The sequence below is a fragment of the Streptococcus ilei genome (genome assembly GCF_000479335.1).
GTDB classification, from domain to species: Bacteria; Bacillota; Bacilli; order Lactobacillales; family Streptococcaceae; genus Streptococcus; species Streptococcus ilei.
This window is the reverse complement of record NC_022584.1, coordinates 1,946,703-1,963,485: the sequence shown is the minus strand read 5'-3', so window position 1 is coordinate 1,963,485 and position 16,783 is coordinate 1,946,703. Positions and strand designations below refer to the sequence as shown.

Sequence of the window (16,783 nt, the reverse complement as noted above, 5' to 3'; positions counted from 1 at the left end):
GTGATATAATAGAGTGATGTAATTGTACCAATAAGGAGAATTATGGTCAACTATCCTCACAAACTTAGCAAGAAATCTTCTTCGCCCATCCAGAGGAAGCAAAGTGTAAACTTTGCCAATCGGGGGATGACATTTGAAAAAATGATTAATGAGAGCAATCACTACTACCTTTCCAGAGGGCTAGCGGTTATTCATAAAAAGCCGACCCCCATCCAGATTGTAAAGGTAGACTATCCTCATCGCAGTCGGGCAAAGATTGTAGAAGCTTATTTTCGCCAGGCGTCTACTACAGACTATTCTGGTGTTTACAAGGGACACTATATTGATTTTGAAGCAAAAGAGACTCAGCAGAAACAATCCATGCCGATGAAAAACTTTCATCAGCACCAGATTGATCACATGGCTGCAGTCCTTCAACAGGGAGGAATTTGTTTTGTGCTCTTGCATTTTGCAAAGCTCAATGAGACCTATCTACTGCCCGCTCCTTCCTTAATCGACTTTTACAACATTGATCACGGCAGTAAATCTATGCCCTTGACCTTTATACAGGAAAACGGTTATCGTATCGAGACAGATCGCCTTCCAAGCGTCCCTTATCTCGATATTATCGAACAGAATCTACTAGGCGGTAATTAAATGAACAAACAAACAGTTATCCAGTGGTTAAAATATGCAGCGATTGCGGCTATTTCCTTATTTTTCCTTTTACTTATCCTGGGTGGGTTGGTATTTGGATACTATGCCTCAAAAGCACCGACTCTTTCTGAGAAAGACCTGGTCGCAACGACATCCAGTAAAATCTATGACAATCAAAACAATCTGATTGCCGACTTGGGTGCTGAAAAACGAATCAACGTAAAAACAAATGAAATCCCAACCGACTTGGTCAATGCGATTGTGGCGATTGAAGACCACCGCTTTTTCAACCACAGAGGGGTCGACTTTATTCGTATTGGAGGAGCCTTCTTCAGTAACCTCCGAGGAGGTCGCCAAGGGGGATCTACTCTTACACAGCAATTGATCAAGCTCACTTACTTCTCTACTTCTTCGTCCGACCAAACCCTATCTCGGAAAATCCAAGAAGCTTGGCTTGCTACTCAATTAGAACAAAAAGCAACCAAACAAGAGATTTTAACCTACTACATCAACAAAGTCTACATGTCTAACGGAAACTACGGAATGCAAACAGCTGCTCGTAGCTACTATGCAAAAGACTTGAAGGACCTTTCTCTGCCACAAGTGGCCCTATTGGCTGGAATGCCTCAGGCACCCAACCAATACGACCCTTATACCAATCCGGAAGCTGCACTCCAACGCCGTAATCTGGTTCTTAAAGAAATGTTGGACATGAAGTCCATTACAAACGAACAGTACGAAAGTGCCGTCAATACACCTGTTACAGATGGCTTACAAAGTCTGACAGGCTCAAGCAACTATCCTGCTTATATGGATAACTACCTTAAAGAAGTCATCCAACAAGTCGAAGAAGAGACAGGCTACAATGTCTTGACAACTGGTATGGATGTCTACACCAACGTCGATACCGCAGCTCAAAAACGTCTGTGGGATATTTACAACTCTGACGAATATGTCAATTATCCAGATAATGAGTTGCAAGTTGCTTCTACTATCATCGATGTGACAAACGGAAAAGTCATTGCTCAGTTGGGATCTCGTCATCAGTCATCTAATGTATCCTTCGGTACCAACCAAGCAGTCGAAACGAACCGAGATTGGGGTTCTACAATGAAACCTATCTCAGACTATGCTCCCGCGATTGAACATGAAGAATATAGCTCCACTGGAGTAACCATTCCTGATACACCGTACAACTTCCCAGGTACAAATACACAAATTTATAACTGGGATAGACAGTACTATGGCAATATCAGCATGGTTTATGCTCTCCAACAATCTCGTAACGTCACTGCAGTCCGGGCTCTTGAAAAGGTTGGTTTGAAGAAAGCTCAGAAATTCTTAAGCAACATGGGAATCAATTATCCAGAAATGGTGTATGCAAATGCCATCTCAAGTAACACGAGTGACTCTAGCAACAAATACGGGGCTAGCAGCGAGAAAATGGCTGCTGCTTATGCAACCTTCGCCAATGGAGGGACCTATTACAAACCTCAATATGTGAATCGGGTTGTCTTTAGCGATGGTACAACGAAGAACTTTGAAACCTCTGGAACAAGAGTGATGAAAGAAACCACGGCTTACATGATGACAGATATGTTGAAATCGGTTATCACAGCTGGTACAGGATACAATGCGAATATCCCTGGCCTTTATCATGCTGGTAAAACTGGTACTTCTAACTATGCAGACAATGAATTGAAGAAACTCACAAAAGAGTACAGATATTCAAGCATTGTGACACCAGACGAATCATTTGTAGGATATACAACTCAGTATGCTATGGCTGTTTGGACAGGATATACCAACCGCTTGACCCCAGTTCTGGACGATGGAATCAAAGTTGCAACAGATGTTTATAAACAAATGATGCTATACTTATATGAACAATACGATTCTGGTGGAACAGATTGGATTCAACCAAGTGGTGTTTACCGTAGTGGTTCTTATCTCTACCTTAACAACGGTAAGAACAACTACTACTATTATGAGCCAAGCTATACAGCTGAAGAAACGAGTGAATCAACAGAGGAAAGCTCTAGTTCATCTAGCTCAGAGGAAAATTCTGAACATACAGAATCATCTTCTAAAGAGAATGAGCAAAATCATTAATTAGACTACACGATATAAATAAAGAGGCTAGGACAAAAGTCCTAGCCTCTCAATTTTCTTTGGATTGTCGAGCAAGACGCAGTGGTTGAGTGGGCTCTACTACGCTGATTTCATCAGCTTTTACAGCCCTACTCAACTGTGCGGAGGTGGGACGACGAAATCGAATTCTAACCAATTACCGATTTCTGTCCCACTCTCTTTTCAATTCAACTTACTTAGAAGCCAAGGCACCCATCGGATCCCATGGAGCCAAAACAATCGGTTCTGCCTCATAAGCAGCCAATTCTTCGGCTGTCAACAGTGCCTTGCGGACGACGATTTGGTAGGTGTATTCATCCATCCAGGCATCGGAAGCTACAAAGTAACCATCTGTTCCCACTTTTTCTCCCCAAGAATTCTCAACCTTCCATTTGAGAGGGCGTCCAGCTTCGTCCAGGTCCACACCAGTCAAGACCATAGCATGGGTCATGAGACTTTCTGCATAATCCAAACGCCCTGCCTTATCTTGAGTCAGCTGGATATCCATTCCCGCTTCAAAGTCGTAGACATCTGTTGCAAGGATTCCAGCTTTGCGGTTGCTGACTTGGCCGACATCCGATCCAAACCAAACAGTTTCCCCAGCTTTCATTTGGGCAATAGCCAATTCTTTCAAACGCTCCATCGGAACATTGAGGTAGCGGACTTCACGGCTACCGACCACATTCCCAAGCATTTCAACCGTATAGGACTGACCATAAGGCTTATCTGCCGTAGGCGCATTGATAACAGAAACGTAGTCCTCCAACTGAAGATCCACATATTTTTTGTAAAAGCTTTGAGGCGTCAATCCAGCTTCTGTATGGTAGTTGTTGTCCTTATCGCGGTAAGAGAAACTAAATGTACGAGGAGGCAAGCCCAGAGACATAGCCAAGAAATTAAAGATTTCTTGTAGAAGCTCTTCTTTCTTGCTCTGAACCGTCGCTTGATCTGCACCACTTGCAAGCAAATCGCGAAGGATTTGAGCATCTTGGCGCAACAATTTGTTTAAGTAGGTATTGAGCTCTCGGCTATTGCTAGAAGAGATGGATTCTGGATAAACAGACTTAGGTACGACCCCATACTTTTCAAAGAGGGAAACAACCATATCCCATTGGCCACCATCTTGTTGAGGGGTTTGAAGGAGGAAGGCAACCTTACGGCTAGTCAATTCCTGATCCGCTGTCGCAATGATTTGCTCCAAGAACCAGTTGGATTTTTCGTACTTATCCCAGAAGAAGGTATGAGCTTGAGACAACTCAAAATCCTCTAATTGGAAGTTTGAGATCATCTTGTGGCGGAAGGTATTTAAGGCCGCAAACATCCAGCAACGACCAGAAGCTTTCTGGTCTGTTACTTTGTCCTTGGTTAAATCAAGAGAAAAGACGGGCGTGTTTTCTACTGCACTTTTGCGTGTCTCCAAAGCTGCATGAATCCCATTGTGGGTGATGGCATTTTCGAGAGCCGCAAATTTCACATTTGCTTGGTAATTTGCATAAAGTTGATCTGTAAATTCTTGTGTTAATTCTGACATAAGATTCTCCTTTGTAAAGCTACTTACCATTATAGACCATTGACCAAAATCTTCAAGTAAAAATTGTTTTAAAGGTCAGAAGAATGGATCGTGTAGATGATTTGATCTCCGACATAGTCTTTTCTAGCGACAGCATTTGGGAGAGTTTCAAGATAATGCATTCCAGCTTTTGCCATGACCCTTCCTGAAGCAGGGTTCAAACTGACATACTTGGCCTGAATTTCCTTGAATCCCACCTCTACCAACAAAAAGTGTAAAACCGCTTGGAGGGCTTCTGTCATCAGACCTTGACCCCAGAATTTTTTTCCTAGAATATAGCCAACTTCACATATTTCTTTTTGTGAATCCTGGGAAACGACACTGATATCTCCTATCACTTGTGCGGGATTATCTTTTTTGCAAATTGCCCACTTGTAGCTATTTTCCTCTTGGTACTGACGGAGCCACCTTTCGATCGAAGCCCGAGTCACTTTAGGATTTGGATGAGGATCCCAAGTCACATATTTAAGATTATCTGTGTCAGACGCCCAATTTTCAAACATTGCCTTTGCATCCTCTAAACCAAAGCGTCTTAATAATAAACGATTGGTCTCCAGTTCAATAGAACCCAATTTTCTCATCCTCTTTCCTCCTATCTGTTTAAAAAAAGTCGGCTCAACCGACTTTTTCTTTCTTATCAACGCCAGAAGGTATCAAATACTGTAATTGGTAAATGGCGTTTGTGTTGGCCTTTGTGCCACCAGCTTTCAATGGTTGCTTGAGCTTCTGGGCTAACGGATTTCCCTTCTAGGTAGTCATCAATTTCTGCATAGGTCACCCCAAGAGCTACTTCGTCAGCGATACCTGGCTTCTCCTCTTCCAAATCCGCAATCGGTACCTTTTCATACAAGGCAGGATCAGCTCCCAGCGCCTGAAGCAACTGCTTGCCTTGGCGCTTGTTAAGGCGGTAGAGAGGCAGAATATCGGCTCCACCGTCTCCAAACTTGGTAAAGAATCCAGTGATGTTTTCGGCTGCATGGTCTGTCCCAATGACGGCTCCGCTATAGGCACCCGCTAAAGCATACTGAGCAATCATCCGACTCCGGGCCTTGATATTGCCCTTGTTAAAGTCTGAGACATCCGTTCCTGTCGCTTCGACAGCACGCTCCATGGCATCGACCGATTCCTTGATGTTCACGACCAGGCTGACGTCTGGCTGGATGAAGGCCAAGGCCTTTTGGGCATCTGCTTCATCCGCTTGGACACCGTAGGGCAAGCGAACTGCAACAAACTGATAACTGGCATCTCCAGTCTCTGCCCGCATTTCCTCCATGGCTAATTGAGCCAGGCGACCCGCTAGGGTCGAGTCCTGACCTCCTGAAATTCCTAAGACAAAGGTCTTTAGAAAAGGATGTTTTTGCAAGTAATCCTTCAAAAAATCAATCGACCGGCGAATCTCTTCTTGAGGATCAATGACTGGTTTGACCCCTAATTGGGCAATAATGTCTTCTTGTAGGCTCATTCTTCTTCACCTCCCAAGGCTTTCTGACGCATCTGATCAATGAGGTCCATCTTATCTTGCCAAACATCCTTGGCCAAGTCCACGGGATAATGTTGTGGATTGAGGACACGTTTGTACTCATCCCAGAGCTTGTCAAATTCCTTCCGAGCATAGGCTTGGATATCCATCAAGGTTGGCAATTCGTAGACCTGTTTTCCATCCTTGAAAATATCGACCAAGAGCGGGATGGCATCAAAATCACGAACCGTCTTCTTGATATAGGTGTAGGTCGGATGGAACATTTTGATTTCTGTCAGTTCATTGACATCTACTCCATCGTAAGTGATGTAATCCCCTTCAGATTTGCCTTTTTCCCGACTGGTAATACGCCAAACTTGCTTCTTCCCTGGGGTTGAAACTTTTTCAGCATTGTTAGACAGCTTGATGGTATTTCGCATTTGACCATTGTCGTCTTCGATAGCAACAATCTTATAGACTGCTCCGAGGGCTGGTTGGTCATAAGCTGTGATCAACTTGGTTCCGACACCCCAGACATCAATCTTAGCCTTTTGCATCTTCAAGTTGAGGATGGTGTTCTCATCCAAATCATTTGAAGCATAGATCTTCGCTTCTGTGAAACCAGCTTCATCCAACTGTTGGCGAACCTTTTTCGAGATGTAGGCAATATCTCCAGAGTCAATCCGTACGCCTAGGAAGTTGATGCGATCGCCCATCTCACGCGCTACCTGAATCGCAGCTGGAACTCCGATACGCAAGGTATCATAGGTATCCACTAGGAAGACACAGTTGCGATGGGTCTCAGCATAGGCCTTAAAGGCTTGATAATCATCGCCATAGACCTGCACCAAGGCATGGGCATGGGTCCCAAGGACAGGGATGTCAAAGAGTTTTCCTGCACGTACGTTACTGGTCCCGCTAGCGCCCCCAATAACAGCTGCACGGGTTCCCCAAATAGCCGCATCCATTTCTTGTGCTCTACGAGTCCCGAACTCCATCAAAGGTTCGTCTTCAATCACAGACTTGATCCGAGCGGCTTTTGTGGCAATCAAGGTTTGGAAATTGACAATATTGAGGAGGGCCGTTTCAACCAACTGACACTGGGCAAGCGGTCCTTCTACTTGGACAATCGGCTCATTGGCAAAGACCAGGTCCCCTTCTTTGGCAGAACGAACGGTCAATTCCATTTTGAAATTTTTCAAGTAATCCAGGAAGGCTCCTTCGTAGCCTAAGGATTCTAAGTAGGCAATATCCGACTCTGAAAAACGTAGATTCTTCAAATAGTTGACAATGCGCTCAAGACCTGCAAAGACGGCATAGCCATTTTTAAAGGGTTGCTGGCGGAAATAGGCTTCGAAGACCGCCTTTTTATTGTGTATGCCTTGCTCAAAGTAAACCTGCATCATATTGATTTGATACAAATCAGTATGGAGAGTTAAACTATCATCTGGGTACATATTTGATCCCTCTTCTTTTTTACGTCATGGCACCAGTCACGCTCTGTCAACTGGCACAGTCCAAAATAATTTTAAACACATTATAGCACATTTTAAGCAGGACCACATGAGTTTAATCCGGTCTAAGCCTCATTTTTTATCGTAAAAAAGAAGGGATCTTCGCCTCTTTCCATCAGACGAACATCCCTTTCTTCTTTCTTATTCTTCGTGTTCAGTAATATATTTATAAGCTTCTTGACCGGCGACAGCGCCATCCCCAACAGCTGTGGTGACCTGACGAAGATCTTTTTGGCGGACATCTCCAACCGCAAAGACACCCGGCACGGAGGTCTTCATGTGATCATCCGTGATCACCCAACCTTGGTCGTCTAGAATACCGAGGTCTTTGGCAAAGTCACTAACAGGATCCAAGCCCACATAGATAAAGACACCCCCAGCTGCTTGCTCGCGAACCTCACCTGTTTGAACATCTTTTAAGACCAGACTGGTCACACGGTTGTCCCCTTTGATCTCTTCGACCACTGTATTCCAAGCAAAGTGAATCTTTTCATTGGCAAAAGCTCGGTCTTGAAGAACCTTTTGGGCACGTAGGGCATCGCGGCGATGAACAATGGTAACAGACTTAGCAAACTGAGTCAGGAAGATTGCCTCTTCAACCGCAGAGTCTCCCCCACCAACAACCATGAGATCTTCATCCCGGAAGAAGGCACCATCACAGACAGCGCAATAAGAAACCCCACGACTATTCAATTCTTCTTCACCTGGAACTCCCAACAAGCGATGGTTGGAACCTGTCGCAATAATAACGGTCTTGGCTTGCAAGAGGCCATCATCTGTCGTAATTTCCTTGTAGCTTCCTTGATCAACAATGTTTTCGGCTCTGCCAAACAAGTGTTCCACACCTAGGGCTTCTAGAGGTTCAAACATCTTTTCAGCCAATTCAGGCCCACTGATATTGGCATAGCCTGGGTAATTCTCGATATCGGATGTATTGTTCATCTGTCCGCCAGGAATTCCAGCTTCTAACAAGGCAACCTTTAGATTGCTGCGGGCTGCATACAAGGCTGCAGTCATTCCCGCAGGTCCTGCGCCGATAATCAGTGTATCATACATAAGCTTCTCCTTTTGTTGTAACTATCTTGATTCTAACTCCAATTGAACCATTTTGCAATTATCTTGCTCGAAGAATAAACAGAACTCCGATAACTGCAAAGGTGAGGACTGGAATTGTCATAATATCAATTAATAAAATATCATAGAGGTGTAACTGGCGTTCCTTAGCTGTTTTATCCGTCTTACGAGCCGCTCGCAAGCCTATCCAAATAGCTGAAGCAACCAACACCCCAATTGAAGTGATGATTAGGCTCTCGATATAGAGAGATAGCAATTGGTTTAACATAAGATCTCCTTAGTATCCAAGATTGGAATGAGGGGACGAGGTGCCGATTCGTTTCGTTCACTATTGGATCAAGTTGAAACTTCTATCTTCGCGGAAAAATGAACTACTACTATTCATCTTTTCCTGAGGCACCTACTCAAAGAAAAATCCGAGTCTGAAACATCGCGTTCCAGACTCGAGCTCTTATATATTATATCAAACAAATGTTCGTTTGTAACTAGCAAAGAATTCTTTTGTCCGCTCTTCTTTAGGAGCTTTCATGATCTCTTCTGGAGTCCCAGATTCAATAATTTTCCCCTTGTCTAGGAACAAGACCTTGTCTGCCACTTGGGAAACAAAGCTCATATCATGGCTAACCAGAATCATGGTTTGACCTGCCTGAGCTGCTGCTGCGATGGCTTTTTCTACCTCTCCGACCAATTCCGGATCGAGGGCTGAAGTTGGCTCATCCAATAAGAGGACTTCTGGCTTCATGGCTAGGGCACGTGCCAAGGCCACCCGCTGTTTCTGCCCTCCTGACAAATGACGAGGGTAATGGGTTTCGCGGTCCGACAGACCGACTTTTGCGAGTTCTTCTTTGGCAATCTTGGTCGCTTCCTGGTCGGGTAAGCCTTTGACGACGATCAGTCCTTCCTTGACATTATCCAAAGCAGTCTTGCGACTGAAAAGATTAAACTGTTGAAAGACCATAGCTAGTTTTCTTCGAAGGGTCAGGATCTCGTCCTTGCTGATGGTTTCAAAGTCCACCTTCTCCCCATTGATCTCAATGCTGCCACTATCTGGGGCTTCCAAATAGTTCAAGCTTCTCAAGAAGGTTGATTTCCCAGCTCCAGAAGAACCGATCAAGGCAACAACTTCCCCTTTTTGGACTTCCAAATCGAGATGGTCTAGGACTACTTGACCGGAAAAAGATTTTGATAATTGTGAAATCCGAATCATGCTGCTCGTTCCTCCTCTTGCAAGGTTTGGGAAACAACTTTTGGATCTTTGATAGCGAGTACCTGTTCGATCCAACGTCCCAATTGTTCAATCAAAATATTAATGGCCCAGTAGATCAATGAAACAGAGATAAAGCGCTCGAAGTAACGACTGTCATTCCCCGACATAATCTTGGCTTGGGCAAAGATTTCCAAAACACCTGCATAAAAGGCCAGAGAAGTCCCCTTGGTCAAACCAATCAAAGAGTTGATCAAGGTCGGAGTCGCAACCACGGCTGCATTTGGAATAATAATCCGACGATAAACTTGGGCATTAGTCATGCCGAGACTCTTCGCTGCTTCGATTTCACCCGCATCAACAGATAAAATCGCTGCCCGAATGGTCTCACTGGCATAGGCTGCCTCATTGAAGGCAAAGGCCACAATGACAAATAAATGGGCTGGTACATCATTGATATTAAAGGCTGTCCCATATTGTTGGTTAATGGCCTTCAATAGGAGCGGGATTCCATAATAGGTCAGCATCAACTGAACCAAAATTGGTGTCCCTCTTAAAAAACTCACAAACAAAGCTTGGATCGGGTAAAGGATTTTTACCCGATTGATTTTGACAATGGCAAACAATAGGGCTAGCAATAGACCAAAAAAGGCTCCTGCTAAGGTTAACAAAATCGTATTGGGAAGCTCTTTTAAAATTCCGGGAATAGCTTCAAAAACGACGCGTAGGTTAAAGATTTCTCCTTCTGGTATCCATTTTAAAAACTGTTCGTACCAGCCAGACGCCAAATAAGTAGTTGTAAACATCTTCGTTACTTCCTCCCTCAATAATGAATCATTCTATCATATTTACAGTTAAAATGCTGAGTTTTGCTACTGATCGTTCGTAAATCATGCTTCAGGTCTGATGGGATAACAAGCAAGCGTCTCCCTTAAGAGCAAAAAAATAGACTATCTATAGATAGTCTATCACAAAATAAATCAGCGACCAAATAGTTAATTTTTATGGAAATCTTTAAATTTCTTTATCACTAAAAGGTTTGGCGTTTCGCCTTTCTTTCTGCTCGACCGCGAGCACGATTCTCAGCTCGCTTGGCTTTCCGACGTTTCTCGTCCACGGCCCATTTGATTTTTTTCTTGTAGCCTGGTTTGATTTTTTTCTTTTTCTTCTTGACCAAGCCGATCATCTCAATGTCGAGTTTTTCTTGGCGTTTTTCACGATTAGCCCGGCGATCCCGGTCGTAGGTATCTTCGATAGCTCCAGCCTTCAAGACCTTAGGGACAAACTGGATGCCCAATTTTTCAAGCTCCCGAATGTCTGAGTCATCACTCGGTTGATAGAGGGTGATAGCTGTACCAGGAAGACCATTCCGACCAGTCCGGCCAACGCGGTGGACAAAGAAGGATAAGTCTTGTGGAATAGCATCATTGATGACATGGCTAACCCCTTCAATATCAATTCCACGCGCTGCCAAGTCTGTCGCCACGATATATTCAAAATCCAGGTTTTTGACTTGGTTCATGATTCGTTTGCGCTCCCGTGGAGGAACCCCTCCATGGATTTTAGCGACCTTAAGCCCCTTCTCTACCAGAAAAGCATGCAAATCGTCCGCTCTATCCTTGGTGTTCACAAAAATCATAGCTAGATAAGGTTGAAGAGCCTGCGTCAGTTGATAGACTTGCTCGTTCTTATCACGCCCTTTTGTCGATACCAACCAGTTATCAATGGTATCCGAGATCACTGTTTTGGTTTTAATCTGCTCCATGACAGGGTTAGACAGGTATTTTTTCAAAAAGGGTTGTAACTTTTGCGGAATCGTCGCTGAGAAGACTAAAAACTGAAGCTTCTTAGGAAGACTAGATGCAATCTTATCTACTGTCGTCAAAAAGCCCATATCGAGAGTCATATCGGCCTCATCGACCACAAAGGTATGCGCCTTATGAATGGCCAGATCTCCAGAAGCGACCAAATCATAGATGCGGCCTGGTGTCCCGATCACGATATGCGGTTGGGCTACTTGGAGCTTATCAATCTGACGAGCCTTATCAGTTCCGCCGACATAGTTAGCAATCCGAATTTCCTTTTCACAGTGGCTAGCAATCTGACGAGCCGCTTGGTAGATTTGAGTTGCCAATTCCCGACTCGGTGCTGTGATGACCACTTCAACATGGCTACTATCTTCGTTCAAGGTTTGAAAAATAGGCAAGAGGAAGGTATGGGTCTTTCCAGATCCTGTTTTAGATTCACCAACCAAATCTCGACCTGCTAAAACAATCGGGATGAGTTTTTCTTGAACTTCTGTTGCTTCGATAAAATTAATCTCTTTTAAGGCCTCTTGGATATAGTCCTTAAACTTAAAATCTGTAAATTTCATTCTCTTATCCTTTCATCATCTCTACTATTATATCAGAAAAGTCTTCTTCCCGCTCTTCTTTTGGACAGCAATTCCTAGCAAGCGAAAAAGGTTGAGATAGCATCCCAACCTTTTATGATTCACGACTTATGAATTGGTCAAATAGTAGATCAAGAGGGTCAAGGCGCTCATTCCTGCACCGACACTCCAGAGAAAGGCATCGACCTTCCACTCAGACCATTTAGGACCATTACCTGACAGACCACCTAATTCTAAATGGTGATGGAAAGGCGTCATGCGGAAGATTCGGCGTCCTTCCCCTGTCCTTTTCTTGGTCCATTTGAAATAGGACACTTGGAGCATGACAGAGCTAGTCTCAAAGACGTAGACAATCCCAATCAAGAGCAAGGTCCACTCTACGTGGAGAGCCATGGATAGAGTCGCAAGCATCCCACCTAGTGCTAGGCTTCCAACATCTCCCATGAAAATCTTGGCCGGCTTGTGGTTGTAGACGAAGAAACCTAATAGAGCTCCAATCATACTGATGGTCACAAAAAGGATATCGATTCGTCTTTGCCAAACAGCGATGATGGAATAAGCGATCAAGCTGATGGTTACCGAAATGCTTGCCAAGCCATCAATCCCGTCCGTTAAATTGACTGCGTTTGAAAAACCAACCAACCAGAACAAGGCAAAGATAATATAGAAATGTCCCAAATAGACATCCCAACCAAAGACATTGAGAAGACTACCAGCTCCATGACGTTCAGAGAAGAGATAGAAAATGATCCCTCCCAACAATTGCAGGGCTAATTTTTGCTTGGGATTTAACCCTTCATTGATCTTACGAAAGACCTTTAAGAAGTCATCCAAGAAACCGACGATTCCATACAAGACCAAAATAAAGAGGATCAATTGAACAGGACGCGTAAAGTTCCCAGTTAGGAAGCTAAAGACAAGGGTGACAAAAACTGAAGTGATCAAGAAGACCACTCCCCCCATAGTTGGAGTGCCTGCTTTGGCTTTGTGTTGCTTCACATCTTCGTGCATTTGTTGGCCCGAAATATGGGCCCGTTGATAGAAACGGATAAAGGCAGGAATGCCAATAACCGTTAGAATAAATGATACTACTAGGGTAGCAAGTAACATATCAATCTCCTAATGTAATTGTTATTTTCTTCGTCTTCTTTAAAGCAGTTTCTACTTTGACGTTTTGTTTGCTCACACGAGAACCTTCCCCTTTATAGGTGATCTCAATGCCCGTCCATTCCGCAAATTTATCAACATTTTCCTTGGTCCATCCATACATATCCGGAACTGAATCCAAGTCATCTGTTAATAATAACACTTGCTCATTTGCTTTTAATTTCGTTCCTGCTGATACAGACATCTTTTTAATATTCTTTCCAGTTCCTAGGACAACAGGCTGGATCAGATTGCGACGCAGTTCATCTGCGAAGCCACCTGGGCTGATGGTCTGCTTCAAGTTCAATTCTTTCGACAAGGATTCTGCCGACGGCATCTTATAGGTGTCCTCTTTCGTGACCCCATCCAAGGCCTTGGTTTCCGTTACTAGATTCAACTCATCCTTCAAAGCAACCGCATCTTCCAAGACTGGATTGACTAGTTCTTGCCAACTGGTCGGACTAAAGCTGACTTCAGGCTGTTGAACCGTCACATACATAATGAAATCTGGATCTTCAGCCGGTGTCATGACAACAATCGAGTTGATATTGTCATTTTCGCCTTCCAAATATCCATTAGCCGTTGCAATTTGGGCCGTCCCTGATTTGACAGCGACATTTTGTCCAGCTACTTGGATAATGGGACCATCCGATGAATAGAGGGTACCAAATTGAGGATCAGTCCCTACCGTAATCATGTAATTACGGGTCTGTTGGGCAACCGAAGCGGGTACTGGATTGCCGACAATCTCTCTTTGTGATTTACGAGCAGTTTCATGCTTGCCGTCGTAAATCGCACTGATAAATTTAGGCTCCAACATTTCCCCATCATTTGCAATGGCAGAAAATGCACGCAACATCTGCGTTTGGGTCACCGAAATCCCTTGACCGAAAGAAGACATGGCTTGAGTGACATAGTTATCTCCTGGTAGGCCTCCAAAACCTTCGTCTCCCATTCCAAAACGTGTAGGAAGTCCGAACTTAAAGAGTTTGAGGTAATTCATCCAGACATTATTGCCCATCTTCTGTTCAAGCTTGGTCATCCCAATGTTACTTGAATAGGCGAAACCTTGGGCAATATTCATATAGCGACCTTCTGACAAGCCCATATTGATTTCCCAGTCTTTGATGATCGCGTCTTTTACTTGTAGCTCGTTATTGTAATATACCTCATTATAGGCTGGGAAAGTCCCATGATCAATCGCTGCAGCCAAGGTCATGACCTTCATAGTCGAACCTGGTTCGTACTGGTCCTGGTAAAGAATCGTATTCCAAGTTCTCAAATTCTTGATATCCAGACCTTCTTTGGTATCTGCATTAAAGGTTGGCCGTTGCGTCGTTGCAAGGATTTCGCCTGTTTTGGCACTCACTAGGGTCGCACTGACAAATTTGCCTTTTACCTTTTCTTGGAATACATCCATTCTGGTTTCGAGATAGGTTTGCAGTTCTGCAGAAAGGGTTGTATAAACATCCTTTCCATCTTCTGTCTTCACGGCAACCTTGTCTGATCCCGGCACAATATTTCCGTTACGATCCTTTTCATAGGTCACAACTCCATCCTGACCACCCAAGATACGATCCAAGGATTTTTCTATTCCCGTTATTCCCTGTAGGGTTTTATTGCCTTCTTTATCTTCTACCAATTGAGCTTGACCGATAAATTGAGAGGCAAAGGTCCCATTTTTATAACTCCGATTTGGACTCGTCGTAAAATCAACACCTTTAATGTTGGCAGCTTCTAGTTCACTCCGGATAGCATCCATATTGCTATAGCTGATATCGTTCCCCGCCGCACCAAAAGAAACTTGGTTGAGCTTCTTTTGAGACAGTTGTTGGACGACATAATCTTTTTCCATCCCCAAATAACGATTAAAAACGTCCGCTACTTGGTTGTATTGGCTTTCTTCAACGTATAAAACTTCACCTTTTGCTGATTTATAAGTTTTGTCGATGATAGCATAAACATTATAAGTCGTCGCATCTTCAGCAATGACAGCTCCATTTCGATCATAAATTGTTCCTCGTTTGGCTGGAACAATCTCAGTTTTCTGATGGACCTGATGCGATAACTCAGATAAATTTTTTCCAAATTTGCTATCTGTGCCTATAATGACTGCAAAATTAATAAGAAAAATGAAGAAAACAAGAATGGAAAGCAAACTTAAATTCTTAGCTACTTGCCGACGATTTTGGTCTGGAAGTTTCCTTTTTTTAAGGGAATAACGAATGATTTTCTTTTTTAATTTACTCATCGCTACTTGAACTCACCACTTTTCGATTTTCTTTTTGGAGGGTCATCCCCTGAGAACTAGCTAACTTAGACAAGCGTTCATATCGAGTCAACTCATTGACTTCTTGCCGGATATCTTCTAGTTCAGTCTCTTTTGTTTTTAGTTCCGTATTGAGGTTTGTCAAATCACTTTGCACTTGTAGAATCCGCGTCTGCATAAAAATAATACTGACAGCAAGGATAATCCCTGTTAGGACAATCGAGCCATAAAAGGCTTTCTCTACTCTGGTAAAGCGACGAATACGATCTTGCAATTGACTGCCACGAGATCGTAATGGTTGATCTGCCATGTTCATTTCCTCTTACTTATGAATTTTTTGAGCAACCCGCAATTTTGCAGAATGAGCTCGGTTGTTATTTTCTAACTCTTCTTGGCTTGGAAGAATCGGTTTTCGAGAAACTAATTCCATTTTTGGTTTTAAGTCCTCTGGGATGAAGGGCAAGCCCTTCGGTACATCTACTGTAGAAGCTTCTTTAAACAATTGCTTGGTCAAACGATCTTCCAAGGAATGAAAGGTAATGACTGAAATACGACCACCAACTGCCAACAAATCCATAGCCTGCTGGATTGATTCATCAGCCGCTCCCAATTCATCATTGACTTCGATCCGAATAGCCTGAAAAATTTGTTTGGCTGGATGCCCCTTTTTCTTGAGTTCCTTGGCTGGTTTTGCCGACTTAATAATCTCTGCTAATTCTGTCGTCGTTTCAATCGGTTTTATCGCACGCGCTTGTTCGATCTTTCTAGCAATTTGTTTGGAGAATTTATCTTCCCCATACTTGAAAAAGATGCGAACCAAATCATGGTAATCATAGGTATTGACTACTTCATAAGCTGTCAAAGAAGCGTCTTGATTCATCCGCATGTCCAAGGGAGCGTCTTTTTTATAAGAAAAACCACGAGACCGCTCATCTAACTGAGGACTAGAGACTCCCAAGTCATAACAAATGCCATCAATTTCACTGACTCCCAATTCTTGGAGACGCGCTTGAAGATTCCGGAAATTGTCTTTGATGAAGGTTACCATGCCTTTTTCAACGTAAGGAGCCAATCGTTTCTCCGCATTATCAATCGCATGCTGATCCTGGTCAAAGGCATATAAATGTCCTTTTTCACTTAATTGACTTAATAAATATTCGCTATGGCCGGCTCCACCTAATGTGGCATCCACATAGATTCCATCTGGCTTTATATCCAGCATATCAATCGTTTCATGGAGCAAGACCGTTACATGATGAAATTCTTTACTCATATCCTATCTATTTTACCACAAATCTGACCAGGATGCACTTGAGATTCTTTCCTCTATCCACACACTGTTTCGGGATAAAAAGTTCCTATTCTTTAAAAACCTCATTCTATCAACCA

The 16,783-nt window shown here is 43.4% G+C and carries 15 protein-coding genes; 2 read left to right on the top strand and 13 right to left on the bottom strand.

All coding sequences use genetic code 11. From position 1 onward, the window contains the following. The first annotated feature begins 42 nt into the window (after positions 1-42). Complete coding sequence (gene recU, locus N596_RS09335; protein ID WP_023022335.1) at positions 43-636, top strand: Holliday junction resolvase RecU; 594 nt, start codon at positions 43-45, stop codon at positions 634-636. Further along, on the top strand, positions 637-2,748 hold the full coding sequence (pbp1a, locus tag N596_RS09330; RefSeq protein WP_023027729.1) for a penicillin-binding protein PBP1A: 2,112 nt from the start codon (positions 637-639) through the stop codon (positions 2,746-2,748). Positions 2,749-2,959: 211 nt separating this feature from the next. Here the strand turns inward: pbp1a and pepC are convergent, their stop codons facing one another. The 13 genes from pepC to rsmH all read right to left on the bottom strand — a co-directional run bounded on the left by pepC (position 2,960) and on the right by rsmH (position 16,667). Continuing rightward, a complete protein-coding gene (pepC, locus tag N596_RS09325; RefSeq protein ID WP_023022331.1) occupies positions 2,960-4,297 on the bottom strand; it encodes an aminopeptidase C in 1,338 nt (445 codons plus the stop codon). A gap of 68 nt (positions 4,298-4,365) precedes the next feature. Beyond that, a complete protein-coding gene (locus tag N596_RS09320) occupies positions 4,366-4,917 on the bottom strand; it encodes a GNAT family N-acetyltransferase (RefSeq protein ID WP_023027727.1) in 552 nt (183 codons plus the stop codon). Between the two features lie 56 nt (positions 4,918-4,973). Next, positions 4,974-5,798 (bottom strand): NAD(+) synthase, encoded by an 825-nt coding sequence (nadE, locus tag N596_RS09315; protein ID WP_023027726.1) that lies wholly within the window; start codon positions 5,796-5,798, stop codon positions 4,974-4,976. After that, on the bottom strand, positions 5,795-7,252 hold the full coding sequence (locus N596_RS09310) for a nicotinate phosphoribosyltransferase (RefSeq protein WP_023027725.1): 1,458 nt from the start codon (positions 7,250-7,252) through the stop codon (positions 5,795-5,797). The genes nadE and N596_RS09310 overlap by 4 nt, the downstream gene beginning before the upstream one ends. A 198-nt stretch (positions 7,253-7,450) precedes the next feature. Next, a complete protein-coding gene (trxB, locus tag N596_RS09305; protein ID WP_023027724.1) occupies positions 7,451-8,365 on the bottom strand; it encodes a thioredoxin-disulfide reductase in 915 nt (304 codons plus the stop codon). A gap of 58 nt (positions 8,366-8,423) precedes the next feature. Then, a complete protein-coding gene (locus tag N596_RS09300; protein WP_006596860.1) occupies positions 8,424-8,651 on the bottom strand; it encodes a DUF4059 family protein in 228 nt (75 codons plus the stop codon). Between the two features lie 195 nt (positions 8,652-8,846). Continuing rightward, positions 8,847-9,590: an amino acid ABC transporter ATP-binding protein gene (locus N596_RS09295; RefSeq protein WP_023027723.1), complete on the bottom strand. Its 744-nt coding sequence runs from the start codon at positions 9,588-9,590 to the stop codon at positions 8,847-8,849. After that, positions 9,587-10,393, bottom strand: a complete 807-nt coding sequence (locus N596_RS09290) for an amino acid ABC transporter permease (RefSeq protein WP_023027722.1) — start codon at positions 10,391-10,393, stop codon at positions 9,587-9,589. Before N596_RS09290 ends, N596_RS09295 begins: the two co-directional genes overlap by 4 nt. 224 nt (positions 10,394-10,617) lie before the next feature. Continuing rightward, entirely contained in the window at positions 10,618-11,961 is a 1,344-nt protein-coding gene (locus tag N596_RS09285; RefSeq protein WP_023027721.1) for a DEAD/DEAH box helicase, read from the bottom strand. A 126-nt stretch (positions 11,962-12,087) separates the two neighbouring features. Further along, the gene (gene mraY, locus N596_RS09280; RefSeq protein ID WP_023022314.1) at positions 12,088-13,089 is read right to left on the bottom strand and encodes a phospho-N-acetylmuramoyl-pentapeptide-transferase; all 1,002 of its coding nucleotides are present in this window, start codon (positions 13,087-13,089) and stop codon (positions 12,088-12,090) included. A 1-nt stretch (position 13,090) separates the two neighbouring features. Further along, the gene (pbp2x, locus tag N596_RS09275) at positions 13,091-15,376 is read right to left on the bottom strand and encodes a penicillin-binding protein PBP2X (RefSeq protein WP_023022312.1); all 2,286 of its coding nucleotides are present in this window, start codon (positions 15,374-15,376) and stop codon (positions 13,091-13,093) included. Then, positions 15,369-15,704: a cell division protein FtsL gene (gene ftsL, locus N596_RS09270; protein ID WP_006596866.1), complete on the bottom strand. Its 336-nt coding sequence runs from the start codon at positions 15,702-15,704 to the stop codon at positions 15,369-15,371. The genes pbp2x and ftsL overlap by 8 nt, the downstream gene beginning before the upstream one ends. A gap of 12 nt (positions 15,705-15,716) precedes the next feature. Next, on the bottom strand, positions 15,717-16,667 hold the full coding sequence (gene rsmH / locus N596_RS09265) for a 16S rRNA (cytosine(1402)-N(4))-methyltransferase RsmH (RefSeq protein ID WP_023022310.1): 951 nt from the start codon (positions 16,665-16,667) through the stop codon (positions 15,717-15,719). Between the last annotated feature and the right edge of the window lie 116 nt (positions 16,668-16,783).

Coding starts and splice junctions, on each gene's coding strand:
- trxB (WP_023027724.1), bottom strand. CDS start 8,365: ATGTATGATACACTGATTATCGGCGCAGGACCTGCGGGAATGACTGCA.
- rsmH (WP_023022310.1), bottom strand. CDS start 16,667: ATGAGTAAAGAATTTCATCATGTAACGGTCTTGCTCCATGAAACGATT.
- N596_RS09285 (WP_023027721.1), bottom strand. CDS start 11,961: ATGAAATTTACAGATTTTAAGTTTAAGGACTATATCCAAGAGGCCTTA.
- pepC (WP_023022331.1), bottom strand. CDS start 4,297: ATGTCAGAATTAACACAAGAATTTACAGATCAACTTTATGCAAATTAC.
- N596_RS09295 (WP_023027723.1), bottom strand. CDS start 9,590: ATGATTCGGATTTCACAATTATCAAAATCTTTTTCCGGTCAAGTAGTC.
- ftsL (WP_006596866.1), bottom strand. CDS start 15,704: ATGGCAGATCAACCATTACGATCTCGTGGCAGTCAATTGCAAGATCGT.
- recU (WP_023022335.1), top strand. CDS start 43: ATGGTCAACTATCCTCACAAACTTAGCAAGAAATCTTCTTCGCCCATC.
- N596_RS09320 (WP_023027727.1), bottom strand. CDS start 4,917: ATGAGAAAATTGGGTTCTATTGAACTGGAGACCAATCGTTTATTATTA.
- N596_RS09290 (WP_023027722.1), bottom strand. CDS start 10,393: ATGTTTACAACTACTTATTTGGCGTCTGGCTGGTACGAACAGTTTTTA.
- nadE (WP_023027726.1), bottom strand. CDS start 5,798: ATGAGCCTACAAGAAGACATTATTGCCCAATTAGGGGTCAAACCAGTC.
- pbp2x (WP_023022312.1), bottom strand. CDS start 15,376: ATGAGTAAATTAAAAAAGAAAATCATTCGTTATTCCCTTAAAAAAAGG.
- N596_RS09300 (WP_006596860.1), bottom strand. CDS start 8,651: ATGTTAAACCAATTGCTATCTCTCTATATCGAGAGCCTAATCATCACT.
- N596_RS09310 (WP_023027725.1), bottom strand. CDS start 7,252: ATGTACCCAGATGATAGTTTAACTCTCCATACTGATTTGTATCAAATC.
- pbp1a (WP_023027729.1), top strand. CDS start 637: ATGAACAAACAAACAGTTATCCAGTGGTTAAAATATGCAGCGATTGCG.
- mraY (WP_023022314.1), bottom strand. CDS start 13,089: ATGTTACTTGCTACCCTAGTAGTATCATTTATTCTAACGGTTATTGGC.